17 protein-coding genes and 5 tRNA genes are annotated in these 19,541 nt (G+C 38.4%); 11 read left to right on the top strand and 11 right to left on the bottom strand.

The genetic code is table 11. The features are described 5' to 3' along the window. Positions 1 to 235 precede the first annotated feature (235 nt). From ACWIX0_RS03205 to ACWIX0_RS03185, 5 genes are all read right to left on the bottom strand, one after another. Positions 236 to 312, bottom strand: a tRNA-Asp gene (locus ACWIX0_RS03205). Between the two features lie 75 nt (positions 313 to 387). After that, positions 388 to 463: transfer RNA gene (locus ACWIX0_RS03200), tRNA-Val, on the bottom strand. Positions 464 to 499: 36 nt separating this feature from the next. Beyond that, positions 500 to 574 (bottom strand) — tRNA-Glu (locus tag ACWIX0_RS03195). 14 nt (positions 575 to 588) lie between these two features. Continuing rightward, positions 589 to 664: transfer RNA gene (locus tag ACWIX0_RS03190), tRNA-Lys, on the bottom strand. 323 nt (positions 665 to 987) lie between these two features. Beyond that, entirely contained in the window at positions 988 to 1,725 is a 738-nt protein-coding gene (locus ACWIX0_RS03185) for a CinA family protein (protein ID WP_454171883.1), read from the bottom strand. A gap of 220 nt (positions 1,726 to 1,945) precedes the next feature. Between ACWIX0_RS03185 and ppk2 the strand changes: the two genes are divergently transcribed. The 3 genes from ppk2 (at position 1,946) to ACWIX0_RS03170 (ending at position 3,933) form a co-directional block, all read left to right on the top strand. Then, positions 1,946 to 2,791: a polyphosphate kinase 2 gene (gene ppk2, locus ACWIX0_RS03180; RefSeq protein ID WP_454171881.1), complete on the top strand. Its 846-nt coding sequence runs from the start codon at positions 1,946 to 1,948 to the stop codon at positions 2,789 to 2,791. Positions 2,792 to 2,923: 132 nt separating this feature from the next. Further along, the gene (locus ACWIX0_RS03175; RefSeq protein WP_454171880.1) at positions 2,924 to 3,061 is read left to right on the top strand and encodes a hypothetical protein; all 138 of its coding nucleotides are present in this window, start codon (positions 2,924 to 2,926) and stop codon (positions 3,059 to 3,061) included. Between the two features lie 107 nt (positions 3,062 to 3,168). Further along, a complete protein-coding gene (locus ACWIX0_RS03170) occupies positions 3,169 to 3,933 on the top strand; it encodes an outer membrane beta-barrel protein (protein WP_454171878.1) in 765 nt (254 codons plus the stop codon). 223 nt (positions 3,934 to 4,156) lie between these two features. On the opposite strand, the gene pflA is transcribed toward ACWIX0_RS03170, so the two are convergent. Then, positions 4,157 to 4,921 carry a pyruvate formate-lyase-activating protein gene (gene pflA / locus ACWIX0_RS03165; protein ID WP_454171876.1) on the bottom strand — a complete coding sequence of 255 codons (765 nt, stop codon included), beginning with the start codon at positions 4,919 to 4,921 and terminating at the stop codon, positions 4,157 to 4,159. A gap of 156 nt (positions 4,922 to 5,077) precedes the next feature. After that, a complete protein-coding gene (locus ACWIX0_RS03160) occupies positions 5,078 to 6,094 on the bottom strand; it encodes a hypothetical protein (RefSeq protein WP_454171875.1) in 1,017 nt (338 codons plus the stop codon). A gap of 267 nt (positions 6,095 to 6,361) precedes the next feature. Between ACWIX0_RS03160 and ACWIX0_RS03155 the strand changes: the two genes are divergently transcribed. The 8 genes from ACWIX0_RS03155 to ACWIX0_RS03120 all read left to right on the top strand — a co-directional run bounded on the left by ACWIX0_RS03155 (position 6,362) and on the right by ACWIX0_RS03120 (position 15,719). After that, positions 6,362 to 8,152, top strand: coding sequence for a mechanosensitive ion channel domain-containing protein (locus tag ACWIX0_RS03155; RefSeq protein ID WP_454171874.1), 1,791 nt, complete (start codon positions 6,362 to 6,364; stop codon positions 8,150 to 8,152). Between the two features lie 25 nt (positions 8,153 to 8,177). After that, positions 8,178 to 9,080 (top strand): hypothetical protein, encoded by a 903-nt coding sequence (locus tag ACWIX0_RS03150; RefSeq protein ID WP_454171873.1) that lies wholly within the window; start codon positions 8,178 to 8,180, stop codon positions 9,078 to 9,080. A 17-nt stretch (positions 9,081 to 9,097) separates the two neighbouring features. Then, positions 9,098 to 9,265, top strand: a complete 168-nt coding sequence (locus ACWIX0_RS03145; RefSeq protein ID WP_454171871.1) for a hypothetical protein — start codon at positions 9,098 to 9,100, stop codon at positions 9,263 to 9,265. After that, a complete protein-coding gene (locus tag ACWIX0_RS03140; protein WP_454171870.1) occupies positions 9,262 to 10,527 on the top strand; it encodes a hypothetical protein in 1,266 nt (421 codons plus the stop codon). Before ACWIX0_RS03145 ends, ACWIX0_RS03140 begins: the two co-directional genes overlap by 4 nt. A gap of 28 nt (positions 10,528 to 10,555) precedes the next feature. Beyond that, complete coding sequence (gene mtaB, locus ACWIX0_RS03135) at positions 10,556 to 11,968, top strand: tRNA (N(6)-L-threonylcarbamoyladenosine(37)-C(2))-methylthiotransferase MtaB (RefSeq protein WP_454171892.1); 1,413 nt, start codon at positions 10,556 to 10,558, stop codon at positions 11,966 to 11,968. Then, entirely contained in the window at positions 11,955 to 14,264 is a 2,310-nt protein-coding gene (locus ACWIX0_RS03130; protein WP_454171868.1) for an AAA family ATPase, read from the top strand. The genes mtaB and ACWIX0_RS03130 overlap by 14 nt, the downstream gene beginning before the upstream one ends. An 87-nt stretch (positions 14,265 to 14,351) precedes the next feature. Continuing rightward, the gene (locus ACWIX0_RS03125) at positions 14,352 to 15,479 is read left to right on the top strand and encodes an FtsW/RodA/SpoVE family cell cycle protein (RefSeq protein WP_454171867.1); all 1,128 of its coding nucleotides are present in this window, start codon (positions 14,352 to 14,354) and stop codon (positions 15,477 to 15,479) included. A gap of 163 nt (positions 15,480 to 15,642) precedes the next feature. Beyond that, positions 15,643 to 15,719: transfer RNA gene (locus ACWIX0_RS03120), tRNA-Ile, on the top strand. 203 nt (positions 15,720 to 15,922) lie between these two features. Here ACWIX0_RS03120 and ACWIX0_RS03115 read toward each other — a convergent pair. The 4 genes from ACWIX0_RS03115 to ACWIX0_RS03100 all read right to left on the bottom strand — a co-directional run bounded on the left by ACWIX0_RS03115 (position 15,923) and on the right by ACWIX0_RS03100 (position 19,314). Further along, a complete protein-coding gene (locus ACWIX0_RS03115; protein ID WP_454171865.1) occupies positions 15,923 to 16,912 on the bottom strand; it encodes a CobW family GTP-binding protein in 990 nt (329 codons plus the stop codon). Beyond that, positions 16,905 to 17,246 (bottom strand): hypothetical protein, encoded by a 342-nt coding sequence (locus ACWIX0_RS03110; RefSeq protein WP_454171863.1) that lies wholly within the window; start codon positions 17,244 to 17,246, stop codon positions 16,905 to 16,907. Before ACWIX0_RS03110 ends, ACWIX0_RS03115 begins: the two co-directional genes overlap by 8 nt. Positions 17,247 to 17,528: 282 nt before the next feature. Beyond that, a complete protein-coding gene (locus ACWIX0_RS03105) occupies positions 17,529 to 18,410 on the bottom strand; it encodes a polysaccharide deacetylase family protein (protein ID WP_454171861.1) in 882 nt (293 codons plus the stop codon). 13 nt (positions 18,411 to 18,423) lie between these two features. Next, positions 18,424 to 19,314: a carbon-nitrogen hydrolase family protein gene (locus ACWIX0_RS03100; RefSeq protein ID WP_454171859.1), complete on the bottom strand. Its 891-nt coding sequence runs from the start codon at positions 19,312 to 19,314 to the stop codon at positions 18,424 to 18,426. Positions 19,315 to 19,541 lie beyond the last annotated feature (227 nt).

The following is a 19,541-nucleotide window of genomic DNA, read 5'->3' as shown; positions in this document are numbered from 1 at the left end:
TTTGTTTTTACAGCAAAAATAAGAAAAATATAGCAGGATAATTGGTAATGATTTTTGGGGTTTTTAAGTTTTTTAAGAATCTATGAGCGTGTTGAAGTGTTTAGATTTTGTATTTAGCAAATTTAGATTTTAGAAGTTTAGATTTTAGAAATGAAGTCTTTTGTCAAAGCGCAAAACGCGCAAAAAACAACCAACATAACAAAAATCAATAAAAGCGCAAAATCAAATGAAAAAGTGGCGCAGCGGACGGGGCTCGAACCCGCGACCTCCGCCGTGACAGGGCGGCATTCTAACCAGCTGAACTACCGCTGCAACCATTATGATAGGTGTGTATCTGCCAAAGACAAAGATAAAACACACTAAGAAAATAAAAGAGTCGCTAAATCGTGGTGGTCGCTATAAGGCTCGAACTTATGACATCCACCTTGTAAGGGTGGCGCTCTACCAACTGAGCTAAGCGACCAGCGATTTATAAAGAAAAAAGGAGGAAATGAAAAAGTGGTGACCCCTAGGGGATTTGAACCCCTGTAGCCACCGTGAAAGGGTGGTATCCTAACCACTAGATGAAGGGGCCACAACTTAATCAAATGGTGACCCGCGTTGGATTCGAACCAACGGCCCATTCCTTAAAAGGGAATTGCTCTACCAACTGAGCTAGCGGGTCAGCATAAAATCACTAAAATCTAAAATAAATCAAAGAAACATTTTCCTAAAACAACCCTTACAAACGCTTTCTCGCTTTATGCGCTTTTTTTTGCAAATACCGCAAAAACGCTTGCAAAATCACATTAGAAAAGTTTTTGCTATTTTTTATTGCTACATTTTATTATGATTTATTATGATTGAGATTTTGCAAAAATAGCTAAAAAATCTAAGCAAAACTTAAACCAACTTCAAACAAAACCTCAAAACAAAATAAAAAAATAAAGCAAAATCCAAAAAAGCAAAACGCGATTATATTGTTTTTTGTCTTATTTTGTCAAGGGGTTAGATGATTTTTAGTAGCATTTCTAGGGCTTTTTGACAGGATTGTTCTTGGATTTGGATTCTAGTGCCTACAAAAAAATGTTGCTCTATCAGCGGTTTTTCCCCCATTTTTTGCGCTCCTAAAAACACCGTTCCTACGGGCTTTTGGGCATTGCCACCGCTAGGACCTGCTATGCCAGAGCTAGCTAGTGCGACTTGTGCGCCAAATCGCTCCAATGCCCCGCATAGCATTTGACTTACTACTTGCTCGCTTACTGCGCCAAAATCCTCCAAACTAGATTCTTTGACATCTAAAAAGCGTTGTTTTATCGCATTATCATAGCTTACTACGCCTCCCAAAAAAACTTGAGAAGCCCCTGCATTGCGCGTAAAATGATATGCCAAAAGTCCGCCCGTGCAGCTCTCTGCTGTGGCACACAAAAGCCCTTTTGATTGTAGTCTAGCAATGGCGATAGATTCTAGCGAATCGCCAAAAACGACATTTGCACCAAAAAATCCCTTGCACCACGCGACAAATTTGCCAAAATCTCTCTCATCGCCAAAAATGCTAGCACATATCTCACTATCATACTTAGCGATAAGATTGTTTTTGTTTAGCATATCGCCACATAGCGTCATCGCACTTGCTATATCCATATTTAGAAAATAGATTTTGCCAAGATTTTTTTGATAAATATTGCTGTTATGGGTAGAGTCTTTGTCGTTTTTAGAAGTATTAAAATGTGTTGAGTCTTGCATTATTTTGCTCTTTATTGTTGGATTTTCCATAAAAATACTAGCATTCTCTAAAATCAGCTACAAAATCAAACAAAGCGCATTCAAAAAAGCGTGTGATTTTGTTTATTTTGGTAAAAAACGCGATATTTTAACGAAAAATTTAAAAATTTAAAGTCTATTTTAAGTTATTTTTTTTATCATTTGTTTTGTATCTTAAATTTCACTTCGTGAGGAGAATGCTATGTCTGAAAAAAAAGAGACAAAAAAGGCGATTACCATTCGCCCAGAGACCATAAAGGGGAACGCCAAAGATATTTTTAAGAAAAAAACAGGGCGTCTAAAAAGGGAGTTTTATGAAAACGAAATCCAAAAACTCCAAGTTGAGCTACTTAAACTTCAAAATTGGGTAAAGAAAAACAACAAAAAAATTGTCATTATCCTAGAAGGGCGCGATGCAGCGGGAAAAGGTGGGACGATAAAAGCTCTCACAGAGCATCTAAATCAGCGCGGATTTCGCATTGTCGCGCTTGCTAAGCCCACAGAGGTAGAAAAAACCCAATGGTATTTTACGCGCTACATAGGCTCTCTGCCAAGCGGTGGGGAAATCGTGTTTTTTGATAGGAGCTGGTATAACCGCGCAGGTGTAGAGAGAGTGATGGGATTTTGCACACCTGAAGAATATCGCCAATTTATCTACCAAGTCTCAAGCCTAGAGCAAATGCTTATCGCAAGCGGGACGATGATATTTAAGTATTTCTTAGATGTTTCACGCGATGAGCAAAAATTCCGCATCAAACGGCGCAAAACTGATCCGCTTAGAATGTGGAAACTAAGCCCGATAGATTCTAAATCGCTGGATTTGTGGAATGAATACACTGCCGTGTTTGAAAAGATGTTTTCACGCACTCATACGCCTTATGCGCCGTGGATTATTGTGGATTCTAATGACAAAAAGGCAGCTAGAATCAATCTAGCTCGCGACTTGCTAAGCAAAATCGACTATGAGGGCAAAGACCCATCGGCTGTGTGCTTGCTCCCTGATCCTGCGATACTCCACCCATACTCTCAAGCCCCACAACAAGTATAAAAAATGCTATATCAAAAGCCACATTAAAAGGCTTTTGGTGTGCCACTAGAGTTTTTCTAGTGGCTGTTGTTTTATCATTATTTTTTCTTTGGTTTAATTCCCACTTTAATTTTCTTACATAAAGGAGTCAAAATGACACAAGAAACTTACTTTACCTCGTTTTTCACCTCGCTAGAATCTAGCTCAAACACACTAAAATCTAGCAAAACCAAAATGCAAAAGCCACAGGATTTTGCACAAACTCTCTCTCTCTCTCTCGTAAAAGCCTAGCTTTTTATAGCACCTCTCTAATTTTTTGGCTAGTTTTTTCACTAGCATTATTTCCTCCACTCTACGCTCAAAACACCGATGAGCAAATCAAAGCACTAGAAAAAGAATTGCGACTCTTAGAGCTACAAAAGCAAGTCGAGCAGGCAAAAAAGAATGATTCTACAAATTCTAGCGAAGCAAACAATATAACGACAAATCCTCCCGCACAATCCACAACGCAAAATCAGCAAATCCAATCAACCAAACCCGCTACAACCCCTCCCAAAAAGCATTCATACTATGAGCCTCCTTATGAGCGCAGTGGCTCATTTATAGGCATAGAGCTAGGGGCTGGCGAGATAAAAGCTATTGCCAACATATATCAAGGAAGTGGCGAAGATAAGACAAAAGGATTTAAGTATGGGATATTATGGGGATATAACAAATTTTTTGTCAAATACTTTGGTATCCGCGCTTATCTTAATGCAAGCGTTACACAGCCAAAAGATAAAACAACAGGCGAATACCTCTATCGGCTAAATTATGGTGCAAATGTGGATTTGCTAGCAAATTTTCTCGCTACAAATTATGTTGATTTGGGTGCGTTTGTAGGGCTTGGAGCAGGTGGGCAGACTTGGCTTTTTACAGGGCAGGTCAAAGAATTGTATGACAAACTAGAATCTAATGGCGTAGAAATGAATTACACAGGGTTTGATGTGGGGCTAAATGTAGGATTGCGCTCAAATATCGCACAGCATTTAGGGCTAGAAGTAGCTGCTAGAATCCCGTTTGTAAAAACAAGCATATTTGATGTAAGCTATGGTGGCGCATACTTAAAACTACAAATGCAAGAGACTTACAGCATTACTGCTAGATTGCTGTGGAATTTCTAATGCGCTAAGATTTTGGCATTTTATGGCTTTTTGGTGCGTCTTGCAAGGGTGATTTAGAATGTGCTTAGAAAGATTAAAATGTGTTTAGATAATGTTAGATAAAGATTTTGTGATGATTTTTTACTAGATTTTGCTAGAAAATCTTTTTTAGCAAGACTAGTTAAAATCACTTTGCAAACAAACTAGCAGTTTTTTGAAAGCAAACTAGCAATTTTTAGCGCATTTATCCAAGCACCACGCCATAGCTTTTTAATATCGTTTTTGCCTCTTGCATTGCTTCATTTGTGGGCGTGGGGAGATGTGCTAGCTTGTAGTGCAAGCCTAGTTGCTCGTATTTGTGCGCGCCTAGCTGGTGAAATGGCAGGAGTTGCACTTTTTGCACGCATTGTAGTGGTCGCAGTATCTCGCCTAATGCGTGGATTTTATGCGTTTGCAAAGTGTGCTCTGGCACGCAAACGAAGCGCACCCACACGGGCTTGCCCACCTCCTCGCAGTAGTGAAGCGTCTTTAGCGTATTGTTGCCACTCGCCCCTGTTAATCCCACACAATCGCGCTCATCTACTTCCTTAATATCGAGCAGAAGCATACTTGCCTCATCTATGCACTTTTTGGATTTTTCGATAGCGACACTCCCGCTCGTATCAATCGCAGTGTGAAATCCTAGCCATTTTAGCGCGACTAAAAAATCATATAAAAACTCGCTTTGTAGCAGTGGCTCACCCCCAGAAATGCTAACCCCGCCGTTTTGATAAAACTTTTTATGAGGCAAAATCTTTTTTAAAATATCTTTTAGATTCATCTCAACTCCGCTGTGTAAATCCCAAGTATCAGGGTTATGGCAGTATAAACAGCGCAAGCGACAGCCCTGCAAAAATAGCACGAAGCGCACACCCGGACCATCGCTCCCCCCAAAGCTCTCAAATGAATGCACGCGGGCTTTTATGTCTTTATAACGATTCAAAAAATCCTGCAAAATGATTGTTTTCAACGCTAAAAACCCTAAAGTGTAAAATTTAGACACGATTTTAGCATATCTTTGCATTATGTAAAAACTCAAGGCATTTAGATTCTAGCAAAGGTGCTTGAAGTTTTTTAGCTTAATTTTTGTGTGGATTTTAGAGTGCATTTTATACCAAAAAATCCTCTAAAACTGCCAAAGGGCTACTAGAGAGCCTTTGAGATTTAGCTCGTAATAATTTAGCGCGTAGTTTATGCTAAACCTCCCTTGTAATGCAAAATGGCGATTGTTTAATATATTTAGCCCTATATCGCCTAGTATGCCATTTGAGATTCCATCTTTGTCATACACGATAGAGTTATCCCCTAGCACGCCTATGCCATTGCCAGAGGCATTAAAATCGCTTAAAATCCCAAGATTTACCCACCAATCAAACGCCCTAAAATCTCCGATAAATTTTATGCCTAGTATGCCATTTAGCCCATAATCAAACCTATCTTTGCTAGCTTTTGTATGTGGCAAAAATATATACTGCTCTAGCCGTAAATAAGGATATATCAGCAAGTTTGAAAGCCATAAGTTATTCGCGCTAGCTAGATTTTGTTTGTCAAAAGAATCATTACGCACGCGAGCTACTCTAAATGCGCCTAGTTTTAAAATGTAGCCTATGTCGGCATTTAGTAGCAAAGAGCTTTCATCAAATCCATTATTTGCCTCTTTTGCTATGCCGCTGCCTACTCCCCCCTCTAGCCCTAGCAAAATCCCGCCTTTTTCACTATTTGCAAACCCTATATCAAATGCGCTAAAAAGCCCGATATGCAGGGCTTCTTCAGTGGCATTGTCTGTGTTTTTTGGATTTAATGATGAATAGGCTAGATTTAGGCTATGGATTCCACGATATTTGGGGGTGGAGTGCGTGTATTGTAGCTGTGTGCCGATAGTTTGGATTCTAAGAGACTTTGTTTGCAAAAAACTATGTGCATAGCCAATCCCAAGCGAGCTAGGATATGGCTCTAAATCTGTCCCAAACGAAGTGGCTAGACTTGTGTTTTTGGTGGAGTTGCTATCAAGTGGTATGTTTTGAAATATCGTGGTGGTAGATTTTGGGCTATTTACTTGCGTGCTATGTTGGCTAGATATGGCTAAGTGTGGCGCATTTATCACTAGCATACATAGCCACAAAAAAGTTTTTATATAGCGCATTTATGTCCTTGATATTTGTATAAAATAGAGCAAAAAGCATAACAATCATTTAAAAAGGTGGATTATATCAAAGTTGCATTTAAGTTTTTGAAGTTTTGTGCGTAATTATTGCTTTTAGGCTATAATCACGGGAGTTTATGTGGCTTTTAGTTAGGATACTTGGATAAAAATCTTAGTCGCAAGATTTTTACAAGATTTTGGAAAATTGTTGGCAAGTTGTTGAAAAGTCGTTGGCAAGATTTTTTTACAAGATTTTAAGGAGGCATTGTGGCAAACGATATTGAGGGCAAATACTTGATTTTTGGTAGCTTTGTGTGGATTAAGAATATATTTAACGCTAGATTTGTCCGCTTTGTAGTCAAAATATTTTTTTGTGCTTGCGTGCTACTTGGCATAATTATTTTGCCACTTTTGGGGGAAAATCCTAACGCCACACAAAAAAAGCAAAATCCACTCTCTTTGCAAACTTCACCAAATCCACAAAACTTGCAAAATCCACAAAATAGCCCAAAACCTAGCACCACAAAAGACATAAAAGCAAAACTTGAAGAGATAGAATCTGCTTTAGCAAAAAATGATAGCATTTGGCTAAAAAGATATGCGGATTATGCGGATTATATGCGAATCGCTAGGGAGATAGATTCTCTATCAAGCGAAGTGCTATCTCTCCAAAAAACAAACACAGACAAAGAATCTATAAACCAAAAAAAGCACACCATAGAGACATTGCAAAGGCAACTAGAGCTACTAAAAGATAAAAGCGACCCTTTTGCAGATATTATCCAAAAGCCAGAAATCCCTGAAATCCCAAGCATCACAAACCCCTTTGCAATCATTAGCGGAATCTCTTTTGTCAAATCGCTAAATGCCTCCAAAGCATCACTAGAATCTAGCAAAAAATCCCTTGATGAGCTAATCTTACTCATTTCACAAAAGTATGATTTATTGCTTGAATTGCAAGCAAAATCCCCAGAAAAAAACAAAGCAAAAGAGCTAAACAAAAATATCTACTCTACCCAAATCCAACTTTTAGAATTTCAAAGCGCGCAAAATGTGCTAAAAACAAGCGTAGAAGTCTATGGCAAAAAATACGATGAAATCCACAATGAAATCTATGGCGCAATCAAAAAACAAGTCCTAAAGCTAGGCTATATCGCTTTGGCGATTTTTATTAGTATTTGTATCGCCCTTGTGCTAAAAATCATTGTTCGCAGGTATATCGCGCACAATGAGAGGGCATACACCGCTAGCAAAATCATCAACTTTTTTAATTTCACAATCATCATTTTTATCCTGCTTTTTGGGTATTTAGAAAATGTAACTTATCTTGTAGCGGTGCTAGGTTTTGCATCAGCTGGGCTTGCTATTGCGATGAAAGATTTGTTTATGAGTTTGCTTGGGTGGTTTGTGATTGTGCTTAGCGGGAGCGTGCATGTGGGCGATAGGATAAGAATCCAAAAAGATGGTAGCACCTATGTGGGAGATGTGCTAGATATTTCGGCATTGCGCATCACGATTTATGAAGATGTAACGCTGACATCATACCGAGAAAATCGCAGGGCGGGCAGAATCGTATTTATCCCAAATAATTATGTTTTCACAAATATGATAGCAAACTACACGCACAGCGGTATGCAAACGGTGTGGGATGGGATAGATTTTTGTATCACTTTTGATTCAAATCTGCCAAAAGCTACGCACATAGCGAGCGATATTGTGGTAAAATACTCGCGTGGCTACACTCAAATCAGCAAAAAGAGTGTCAATCAAATGCGTGATAGATATTCATTGCGAAATGCAAATCTTGATGTGCGTGTGTATAGTTTCATCGAGCCAAATGGCGTAAAAATCTCTGTGTGGTATCAGACAAATTCTTATGCCACACTTGCTTTGCGCTCAACGATTTCGCTAGAGATTATCCGCGCACTTTTAGCAGAGCCAGATATTTTTATCGCCTATGATACGACAAAGTTTGTCCAAACAGGAAATGATGGCTTTGGGGATAAGAAAAAAAGTGATTGCGTAGAATCTAAAGAGATTCCAAAAGAGAAAAAATAAAATGGAGTAAAAAAGGAGCTAGATTATGTATGAATTTGGGTTAATTACGACTTTTTCAAAAACACCCGGTGTGGCGATGGATTATCAAGAGTTTAAAACCGCGCTTATAGAGAAATATCCAAATGCGGATTATTGCGAGATTTTAGACAAAATCGTAATCGAATATGATAATAAAAAGATTAAATTTACAGGTGGCTCTAAGGGGAAGTTTAAATACGACCAAAAAATGTGCAAAAGCGGTGCTGCTAGCAAAAATAAAAATGTAGGCGACATAAAAGCAAAGACGAGTGATAAATACAATGACTTGGCAATCGATAAGGGGACAAAGCAAAATCTAAGTGGCGAAAACAAAGCCACCACAGGCGATAAGTATAAAGATTTTGCCATAGACAAAGACACAAAGCAAAATCTAAGAGGAGATACCAAAGCAAAGACTAGCGATAAGTATGATAATTTAAGTATAGATAAAGATACCAAAGCACAGCTAAAAGGCGAAAATCAAGCAAAAATACATAGCAAGTATAATGACATTAGCGTAGCGGATAAAACCAATCTAGGTGGGGATACAAAAGCTAAAATAAATAGCAAATATAACGAGCCTAGCATAGTGGATAAAACCAATCTAAAAGGCGATACGCAAGCAAAAACAAACACCAAGTATAATGACGCACAGCTTGACGCAGAGATGAAAAAAAATCTTAAAAACAATGCCCAAGAAGAGCTAGACTATGATTATTATAAATATCAAAAAGTAGGCGACCCCGGGTATAAAAAACGCAAAGATTATGATTTAGATAAGTTTAATGCTAGCTCGCAAAGATACATACAAGAAGAAAGCAAAAAAGACAAAAAGAAAAGGGAAAAAGAGGAAAAACAAGAAGTAAGCGACAAAGCCACGACTAAAAAATCCAAAAAAGATAAATCATAAATAATAAAGGCTAGGGTATGGATTTTGTTTTTGGCTTGATTGTTGGCGACATAGATTCTCAAATGCCACAAAATCTAGCCCAAAAACTATCAAAATCTAACCACCAAATTTTAGAATTTCACAAAAACGCACAAACACCAAAAACCACAAAAAAATTTAATGCAACGCTAAAGCGATATAGATGATAGTCCAACAACGCCAATGTAAGGGATTGCAAAATATGTATGAATTTGGGCTTATTACGACATTTTCTAAAGCAAAAGGCGCGATAGATATGGACTATCAAGAGTTCAAAACCGCGCTTATGGAAAAATACCCAAAATCTGATTATTGCGATATATTAGACAAAATCGTAATCGAATATGAAAATAAAAAAATCACTTTTTCTAAAGGCTCTAAGGGGAAATTTGACTATGACAAAAAAATGTGTGCAAGCGGGGCTATGAATAAGCAAAAAAATATAGGCGATAATAAAGCAAAAACTAGCGATAAATATAATGATTTACGAATGGATAAAGATACAAAAACACAGCTAAGAGGGGACAATAAAGCAAAAACGAGTGATAAATACAACGACTTGCGAATGGATAAGGACACAAAGCAAAATCTAAAAGGCAATAATCAAGCAAATACCGATAGCAAGTATAATGATTTGCGAATGGATAGCGATACCAAAGCGCAACTAAAAGGCGACAATAAAGCAAAGACTAGCGATAAATATAACGAACTAGGCGTAGCGGATAAAACCCACCTAAAAGGCGATACGCAAGCAAAAAGCAATAGCAAGTATAATGATTTTGGTGTGGCAGATAAAACTCATCTAGGTGGCGATACACAGGCAAAAACTTCAGGCAAGTATAATGAGCTAGGCGTAGCGGATAAAACCTACCTAAAAGGCGACACAAAGGCAAAAACAAGTGATAAATACACCGACTTAAGTATGGATAAAGACACACGCAAAAAACTAAAAGGCGACAATAAAGCAAAGACTAGCGATAAATATAATGATTTAAGTATGGATAAAGACACTAAGAAAAAACTAAAAGGCAATACCAAAGCAAAAACAAGTGATAAGTATAATGATTTAACGATGGATAAGGATACGAGGAAAAAATTGCGTGGCGATAATAAGGCAAAAACAAGCGATAAATACAATGATTTAAGTATGGACAAAGACACAAGAAAACGACTAAAAGGGGATAACAAATCTAAAACAAGTGGCAAGTATAATGATGGGCGATTAGATGAAAACACCAAAAAGAATCTAAAAAACAAAGGCTCTATGAGCGAAGCAACAAAAAACGCAGACAAAAAGACAAAATCTAGCACAAAAAAATCAAAAAAAGAGGGCAAGGCAAAAACCACAAAAAGTCAAAAAAGCAAAAATAAAAAAACACAAAAATCTAGCAAGACAAGCAAAAAATCAAAAAAATCTAAGAAAAAATAGCGTAAAGGAAAAAATATAAATGGATTTTATGGATTCTTTGAGAGATAATCATCAAACAAACAAGCAACATATAAAGATAGATTCTCGCCCAAAAGTGTATTTTAAAACCTTTGGTTGCAGGACAAATCTCTACGACACGCAAGTAATGAGAGAAAATCTAAGCGACTTTGAGGCGACTTTAGAAGAGAGCGAGGCAAGTATCATCGTGGTAAATTCTTGCACCGTTACAAATGGCGCAGATAGTGGCGTGCGCTCATATATCCGCAAAATCCAATCTCAAGGCAAAAAAGTGCTTTTTGCAGGCTGTGGCGTAGGCACGCAGGGAGCGACACTTTTTCATCAAAATCTAGTAAGCGCGGTTTTGGGACATAGCCATAAGGAGCATATAAACCACGCGCTAAAAGAAATCAGCCAAAATAAGCGGTTTTTTTATGCTGATGAGTTGGATAAAAAACATTTAGATTCTACGATGATAGCGGAGTTTGTCGGCAAATCCCGCGCATTTATCAAAATCCAAGAGGGCTGTGATTTTGCGTGTAGTTATTGTGTGATACCGCTTGTGCGTGGCAAAGCTCGTAGCTATGAGATAAGCGCAATCATAAATCAAGTCCAAAATCTACTAGATTCTGGCATTAGCGAAGTGGTGCTTACAGGGACAAATGTAGGGAGCTATGGCAAAGATAAAGGCACAAATATTTCTGCCTTGCTAAAAGATCTTTTTAGGCTAAATGGGCTAAAGCGCATACGAATCGGCTCTTTAGAGCCTAGTCAAATCAATGATGAGTTTTTAGAGATTTTAAGCGAGGATAAATTCTCTAGACATTTACACATCGCCTTGCAGCACACGCACAACACGATGCTAGACATAATGAATCGCATAAATCGCTTTGAGACAGACGCGCTATTGCTAGAAAAAATCGCCTCTTTGGGCTATGCTATTGGCACGGATTTTATCATCGCACACCCCGGGGAGAGTGAAGCGATATGGCAAGAAGCGATGGAAAATCTAAAAATCTTGCCCCTTACGCATATCCACCCTTTTATCTACTCGGTGCGAGATGGCACGGCTTCTGCAAACCTCATCAAAAAATACCCCCTTATTCGTGGCGATGTGGCAAAGGAGCGATTGCACGAGCTAAAATCTACTATCGCTACAAAAAATCGCCTTTTTAGAGAATCCAAAAAAAGAGAGAAAACCCCGCTAAAGATTCTAATTGAAAAACAATTAGGAGGGCATTATTATGGGCTTGATGAATTTTTTAATAAAATCATCATTAAGCACGAAAATATAAAATCTAGCATAGATAAAACCCCGCCTAAAATCTATACCCCAATCAATACTCAAACCCCGCCTACAAACAACAAAAATCAGCATATTTCACAATGGCTAGCAATCAGCGAATATGACATTAAAGAGGAGCATAATTATGCGATTATCTAAACATTTTTATATGGCACTTAGCGCGATATTTGTAGCCCTTATTTGCGTGCTAGTTTTAATCCTAAGGGACAATGCCGAAACGCTATCAGCAAATGCGTTTGAGGGGGCATTGCAGCAAAATCAGTTTGAAAGATTATGGATAGAAGATGACTATCTTTATGGCAGGACAAATAATGCTCTTTATAAAACACTTTTTATGCAAATCCAACCCCAAGTGCTAAAATCTATCCCCTTGCAAAAAGGGCAAAGCAAAATGCTATTTTTTATCGTGCTAGGCATAATCTTTGTTGTTGTGGTTAGTTTTGTCATTTTTTGGCGAAATCTTGGAGGTGGATTTTTGGGGCTTTTTGGAAATGGGCTTAGTAGCAATAATGCAGGGCAAAATAGATTTAATGATTCTAAACTTGTCGGCACAAAGCCTGCAAGTAGCACAAATCCACAAAAGGGCGGTTTTGGAGGTGGTTTTGGCAATGCAAAAAATAATAGGGGATTTGGCAAAGAATCTTTTAGGGATTCTTTGGGGGATTCTTTTTTAGATTCTAGCATTGAGCCTTTGCATTCAAATATCAAATTTAGCGATGTCGCAGGCATTAGCGAAGCAAAAGAAGAGTTATTAGAGATTTTAGATTTTCTAAAACACCCTGCCAAATACAGCTCATTAGGCATTAGCCTACCAAAAGGCGTGCTTTTATCAGGTGCGCCGGGCGTGGGAAAAACTTTGATTGCTAAAGCCCTAGCGGGCGAATCTGGCGTGCCATTTTTTTATCAAAGTGGTGCGAGTTTTGTAGAAATGTATGTAGGAGTTGGTGCAAAGCGCGTGAGAGAGCTTTTTAGCGCGGCAAAAAAAAGTGCGCCCTGCATTGTTTTTATCGATGAGATTGATGCCATTGGCAAAAAGCGCACGAGCGATTCTCACAACTCCGAGCGAGAATCCACGCTAAACCAACTTCTAGTAGAAATGGACGGATTTTCAGATAGTAGCGGAGTAATCGTGCTAGGGGCTACAAACCATATCGAAGCGTTAGATTCTGCTCTGCTTAGAAGTGGGCGATTTGATAGAAAAGTATTTATTGAGTTGCCAAATTTTGCCGAGAGAGCTGAAATCCTAAAAATGTATCTAAAATCCAAAAAATCCCACATAGACCCCGTGCTAATCGCAAAAAAAACCTCTAGCTTTAGCGGGGCAATGCTTGCTACACTTGTCAATGAAGCCGCGCTAAATACGGCACGCAGGGGAGGTAATGAAATAGAAGAGAGGGATTTTGAAGCGGTGTATGGCAAGATAAGCAGTGGCAAAAGACGCCTGCCCCTGCTAGATGAAAAAGCTCAAAAAATCTACGCCCTCTATCAAGCAAGCAAGATTATTTTCGCGCTAAAAACCTCCCTGCCATTGCAAAAAGCAACCCTTTTTGAAGCAAGTTTGCTAGAGCTAAATTCTCACACCATTAGCACAAATGAGTTGCTAAATAGAATCTATTTTTCACTCATTGGCTCTGTGGCGTTGTGGGAATACACTAAAGAGGGGTTTGGAGTGGGAGGGGAGGATTTTAAAAAAGCGGGCGAATTATTGGATTTTGGCAAAAAAAATGGACTTTTTGCTCTGCAAAATCAACATTTAGGTGGGCTTTTTGGTGATTTTAAGTCAAATGAAGCGATACAAAATGTGCAAAATCTGCAAAATTTATCCGCGCAAAATCTGCTAAAAGATAAAATCTTACTAGAATTTTTGCAAAAAAATATGACAGAGATTTTGCTAGCAGGAGGGGCGTTGCTAGCGTATGAAAGGCTTGATTGGCACGGGGTAGAATCTAACAAAAATAAACCAAATAAAAAAGAGTCAAACAATAAAGATAGCAACATAAATCATAGCAAAGATAGCACAAACAAAGAGCAAGAAAGTCCTGCTAAGGATTCTAGTAATGGCGCAGAATTTGTCCTATCAGCGTTTGCACCAACGGTGCTTACGCCATTTAACGCGCTAAGCAAGGATTATTTCAACGAATCAAAACAATCTAATAAGCCACAAGATAGTCAAAATGACGCTAAATCAAATGACAAAGATTCCTTGCAAATATCACAAAATAATCAGCAAGATTCTAGCTTGCAAACAGGGCTAGATTTGCAAAATCCACAAAGTAAAGACGCTAAAAACAAAGAATTGCAAAATCAGGGCTTGCAAAATCCAAATGTCCAAAATCCACAAAACCAAAATAACGAGCACTCAACGCAAGCAGGTGAACACTTCATCGTGCAAAATGCCGAGATTTTGGCAGATTTTATTGGGTTTAAGTTTTAGGATTTTGGCTGTGGTAAATATGGATTGTAAGCAATGTTTGCAAAGATTATTTGCACGCATAAACCCCCTCAAAGCAAAGGATTTGTAATGATGATAGATAAGCGCATTATCACGCATTTTGACTTTTTGTTGCCCTTACTTTTGTTGCCTTTGATTGGGATTTCATATATCCTCATAGGCGAGGTTAGCCCTAGTCAAAATATTCGACAAACTATTTATGTGCTTTTTGGTTTGGCAGCGTTTTGTTTTGTGTTTTTTTTGCCATTTCGGCAGGCAAACAAAATGATAATCGTGTTTTATTGGATTTGCATTATTTTGCTAATCCTCGTGCTTGTTGCAGGGACAAAACAGCTAGGAGCGCAACGATGGCTTACGATTGGGGCTTTTTCTTTGCAGCCTAGCGAGCCTGTCAAAGTGGCTATTATCCTGCTACTAGGGCTACATATATCGACAAATCCTCCCCCGCCAAATGGCTATGGAATCCGTCAATTTTGTATTTTAAGCTTTTATATTTTGCTTCCATTTGTGCTAATTTTATTGCAACCTGATTTGGGGACGGCATTAGTGGTGCTATTTATGGGATTTGGCACGCTGTTTTTAATCGGTGTAAATCCTAGAATTTGGATAAGCCTTGTAATGTCGGTGCTAATCGCCTCGCCTTTTATTTATGGCTCGCTAAAAGATTATCAAAAAAAGAGAATCCACGATTTTATCAGCGAAAAGCCAAGCTACCATGTCCAACAATCTATCATCACCATAGGTTCTGGCGGAGTTTTGGGCAAGAAAAAAGAGGAATCCACCCAAACACAGCTAAAGTTTTTGCCCATTGCTACGAGTGATTTTATATTTGCGTATTTTGTGGAGCGGTGGGGATTTGTAGGGGCGTTGTTTCTTATGGGGCTTTATGGAGTGCTGACTTTGCATATTTTGTCATTTTGCTTTATGGATACCAAAGACTATCGATTGCGCACCACTGCTGCTGCGGTGGCTATGCTATTGTTTTTTTATGTGTCGGTAAATATCGGTATGACGATAGATTTTGCCCCTGTGGTTGGGATACCGCTACCACTTATGAGCTATGGAGGGAGTAGCTTTATCACATTTATGGTGCTTTTTGGGATATTAGAAAATCTACTTGCATTTCGCTTTAGCTATGGCTCAAATCCAAATCCATTCAAAGCATTGCTACATAAACGAAAATGGAATAAAAGGTAGAAAATTTTGCGCTTGCTTTGACATAAATACTAGATTTTATGTCAAATTTTTGGTAAAATCCACATTTTGCTTTTAAGCTAATGATTTTTCTAACTTTTTGTAGTTTAAATACGATTTTGGCTTAATGTTTTAGGCTAAAATCTTAACAAATAATTTGACAAATGGATCTTTAGCTCAGCTGGTCAGAGCACTCGGCTCATAACCGATTGGTCGTAGGTTCAAATCCTACAAGATCCACCATTTTTAGATTTTTCACTCCGCAAATCCCAAAACTACAATACCCCCTAAATCCTCCACCTAAAATCAAATATCTACAAAAAACAAAACTTCTATCCAAAACTACCACAAAAATCCACTTGCAAAAGCCCGTTTGCAAAAAACTACTGCTTGCAAAAACTCGCTTTAAAAAAACCACAAAAACGCGCTTAAAAAACCCACAAAACCTATCCGCAAAACGCATAAAAAGATTCTATGATTTTTTCTTTGTCTAGTCCTTTTATGATAAACACGATTTCGCTTTTGTGCTTGGTATTTGAAGTTTTTGGGATATGTCTTGGCGTATGTAGTATGTGCATCGCCCCATCGATTGCCACTAAATACTGATTTTTTTCATCTTTTGTATCGATAAGCCCTTTTATCCGCAAAATCTGCTCACCATATCGATATAGCAAAAAACTTAACCACACGCCAAATACATTCCACTCCACAGCATTTTCTAGCCTCAAAACAAAGCTAGAAATGCCATCTAGCCCATTTTTTATAGAATCCATATCATAGCTATTTTGTGGGATTTTGGGCAAATTTTTTGACGGGATTTTGGGCGTTTTTTGGTGGCAAAATATATCATTTGGCAAATCCTTTTTGTTGTAGATTTGTAGATACGGATTTATGCTTAGCAAAGTATGTTTTATGGATTTTATATCGCTAGGATTTTCGCACATATCAAGTTTTGTTAATACCGCTATATCGCTAAAAGCGATTTGGTTTTTGCAAATTTCTTCTTGCAAGTGAGATGTGGCATTTGCGCTATCTATACACGATAGGATAGATTCTGCATAAAAATGATTAGACAAAAACACATCACTTTGGATACTAAATAAAATCGGTGTCAAATTTGCAAGCCCTGTGGTTTCTACCACCACCCGCTCCAAATTCTCCCCCCTTGCTTCAAAATCGTGCAAAATCTCTTTTAATCGCCCTATTAAATCCTCTCTTTTATTGCAGCAAATACAGCCAGATTTTAATAGCACCATATTTTCAGCCACAAAAGACACTTGCGAAGCCAAAATCCTATCATCTAGCCCCACTTCGCCCATCTCATTGATGATAATCGCGCTATTTTTATACGCTTCATCTTTTAAGATTTGGGCAAGCAATGTTGTCTTGCCACTGCCTAAAAACCCGCTTACAATCGATATAGGAATCTTAGGCATTGTTTTTTAAATATTGCAGTAGTTTAGAATCTAGCGGATTTAGGCATATATTTGTTAGGTTTTGTGCTTTTTGCCATAAATCTGCTAGATTATTTACAATGGCGGTGTTGCCTTTTTTGTCTCGCACGATAAATTTACTCCCCTGCCAATCATCAATGCTTAGCCCATAAAATCCTAAAATCTTTTGTAAGATTTTCACTCGCTTTATCCGTGCTTTTGCCCTTTTGCCCGCTTCCTGCCCTACTATCATTTCGCTTTTTTTGCTAGATTTTGTTTCAAAGGCTTCTTCGCTCCAATGCAGTGTTTGAGTGAGTTCGCCACATAAGATACACATTTAACTTATCTCCAAATTTGTTTATGTTTTTGCGTTAGATTTTTACTAAACCTATCGCTACACTTTTGATACTTTTTAAAACCCTCTCTCTTGTGGAATGGGTTAAAGTATCTCTTTTATTGTCATATTGAGCGCAAGCGAAATATCTCTATTTGTATTTGTAAATTTAGAGATACTTCGCTCGCTTGCGCCCCATAAGTATGACAAGTTTTTGTCGTGGATAGATTGCCACGCAAAAAGCTTTTCTTAACGCTCGTTTTTACAATGACTTACGATATTTCGCTATTTCTTGCGCGGATTTCGTTTCAAAAAATCATCAGCGATTTGGTTAAAAGTTACCCATTTCACGCCATCGTGCTTGTTGATATGCTCGATTATGCGCTCGTGCATTAGCAGCACTTGCGGACGCCCGCTTACATCAGGGTGAATCGTCATTCCAAACACTGCATAATCCATTTCTCTATAAACCCAATCAAATTGGTCTATCCACATTTGCCCTATATCGTGCGGACTCACAAAACCAAAGCTATTTGGGGATTTTTTGATAAACATCATCGGTGGCAAATCATCTAAATACCAATTTGCAGGGATTTCTACCAAATCCGTTTCAACCCCGCGCACCAAAGGTTTCATCCAATCTTTTGCCTCCCCACTATAATCAATCTTGCTCCATTTATCCCCCACACGCACATAATAGGGCGTAAAATCATTGTGCATAAGTGAGTGGTCATATTTGATTCCGTGCTTTAAAAGTAGCTCGTTGGTAATATTTGAAAACTCCCACCACGGCGCGACATAGCCAGTAGGTGCTTTGCCTGTAAGATTTTTGATTAGCTCGATGCTTTTTAGCAAGACATCTTCTTCTTGCTTTGCAGTCATTGCGATAGGATTTTCGTGCGAATATCCGTGCGCGCCCACTTCGTGCCCAGCATCAACTATCATTTTTAGTTGCTCAGGGAATGTCTCAATGGAGTGCCCCGGCGCAAACCAAGTCGCAGGCAAGTTGTATTTTTTAAATAGCTTTAAAAGGCGTGGGATTCCCACTTCCCCTGCAAAAAGCCCCCGTGATATATCATCGGGCGAATCCTCCCCGCCATAGCTTCCTAGCCACCCAGCCACCGCGTCAATATCTACGCCATAAGCTACTAAAATCTCTTTTGCCATTTTTGCTCCTTTTTTAAGTGAATTTTCCAAACCCCCTTTTGGTGAGTTTGGTATCAAAATCTTTTAAATACGGGATTTTTTCTCTCTGTGCTTTGACTTCGTCTAAATCAATGCGTGCGATTATGACTTCATTTTGCTTTGTTGCTTGTGTGATGATTTTGCCATTTGGAGCGATTATGCGCGAATCGCCTGCAAAATCTAGTCTTTGCTTTAATGTGGGGTTTGATTCTGCTCCGCTATGGTTGCACGCGCACACAAACACGCCATTTTCTAACGCCCTAGCCCTGCTTAGCAAATCCCAATTATAAGCCCTAGCCTTGCCAAACGCGCTAGGATAGATGAGAATCTCTGCGCCTTGCAACGACAAGATATTTGCGCCCACGCCAAAGCCTACTTCATAGCAGATTTGCAAACCCACTTTTGCTTTGAAATTCCCAAAATCTAAGCTAAAAACTTCGTATTTTTTGCCATTGCTAAAACGCGATTTTTCTTCCCCCCAAAGGTAGATTTTGCGGTGCTTGCCGATAAGTTTGCCCTGTGGCGAGATGATATAAGCTGTGTCAAAAAGTTTTTTGCTAGATTTTTCTTTGCTAGATTTCTCAATGCTACACGCGACAATATACGCCCCACTAGATTTTGCAAAATCGCTTAATGCCCTAAATGTCGCATTTTGTTGCGCTTTTTTGTCCCGCTTTATCGCGCTAAAATCTATCCCAAATTCTGCGTCCCTATCGCCCACACAATACCCGCTATCAAATAATTCAGGCAAAATTATAAGATTTGCACCTTTTTTACGCGCTTCTTTTGCTAGATTTAACGCTAGGGCTAGATTTTCACTCAACGCATAAGGTTTAGCACACATTTGGATTAGCGCGACATTTATGTTTCTGCCTTTATTTTGCATTTGCTTCCTTAAAATATTTGTTCTTTTTTTTAGCGATTTTGCTATTTTGTTATTTTGTTATTTTTATCCTAACCACAATTTTTAACAATATCTAAAAGCCGTTATTATAAAATCTTTATTTTTGATACCAAATACCTAAAAAGTAACATTTGATATATTCACAAACGCATACGGAAATTTTATGACAAAAATTTTGTATTTTATAACCAAAGTTTTGTATTATTATC

This window comes from Helicobacter sp. T3_23-1059 (genome assembly GCF_053654515.1).
The sequence above is the reverse complement of the archived record's forward strand: the minus strand, read 5'-3'. Positions and strand labels throughout refer to the sequence as shown.

Excerpts from the sequence above, each read along its gene's own strand:
- ACWIX0_RS03145 (WP_454171871.1), top strand. The coding sequence starts at position 9,098 with ATGGATTTTGTTTTTGGCTTGATTGTTGGCGACATAGATTCTCAAATG.
- ACWIX0_RS03125 (WP_454171867.1), top strand. The coding sequence starts at position 14,352 with ATGATGATAGATAAGCGCATTATCACGCATTTTGACTTTTTGTTGCCC.
- ACWIX0_RS03150 (WP_454171873.1), top strand. The coding sequence starts at position 8,178 with ATGTATGAATTTGGGTTAATTACGACTTTTTCAAAAACACCCGGTGTG.
- ACWIX0_RS03130 (WP_454171868.1), top strand. The coding sequence starts at position 11,955 with ATGCGATTATCTAAACATTTTTATATGGCACTTAGCGCGATATTTGTA.
- ACWIX0_RS03105 (WP_454171861.1), bottom strand. The coding sequence starts at position 18,410 with ATGGCAAAAGAGATTTTAGTAGCTTATGGCGTAGATATTGACGCGGTG.
- ACWIX0_RS03110 (WP_454171863.1), bottom strand. The coding sequence starts at position 17,246 with ATGTGTATCTTATGTGGCGAACTCACTCAAACACTGCATTGGAGCGAA.
- ACWIX0_RS03185 (WP_454171883.1), bottom strand. The coding sequence starts at position 1,725 with ATGCAAGACTCAACACATTTTAATACTTCTAAAAACGACAAAGACTCT.
- mtaB (WP_454171892.1), top strand. The coding sequence starts at position 10,556 with ATGGATTCTTTGAGAGATAATCATCAAACAAACAAGCAACATATAAAG.
- ACWIX0_RS03115 (WP_454171865.1), bottom strand. The coding sequence starts at position 16,912 with ATGCCTAAGATTCCTATATCGATTGTAAGCGGGTTTTTAGGCAGTGGC.
- ppk2 (WP_454171881.1), top strand. The coding sequence starts at position 1,946 with ATGTCTGAAAAAAAAGAGACAAAAAAGGCGATTACCATTCGCCCAGAG.
- ACWIX0_RS03140 (WP_454171870.1), top strand. The coding sequence starts at position 9,262 with ATGATAGTCCAACAACGCCAATGTAAGGGATTGCAAAATATGTATGAA.
- ACWIX0_RS03160 (WP_454171875.1), bottom strand. The coding sequence starts at position 6,094 with ATGCGCTATATAAAAACTTTTTTGTGGCTATGTATGCTAGTGATAAAT.
- ACWIX0_RS03175 (WP_454171880.1), top strand. The coding sequence starts at position 2,924 with ATGACACAAGAAACTTACTTTACCTCGTTTTTCACCTCGCTAGAATCT.
- ACWIX0_RS03100 (WP_454171859.1), bottom strand. The coding sequence starts at position 19,314 with ATGCAAAATAAAGGCAGAAACATAAATGTCGCGCTAATCCAAATGTGT.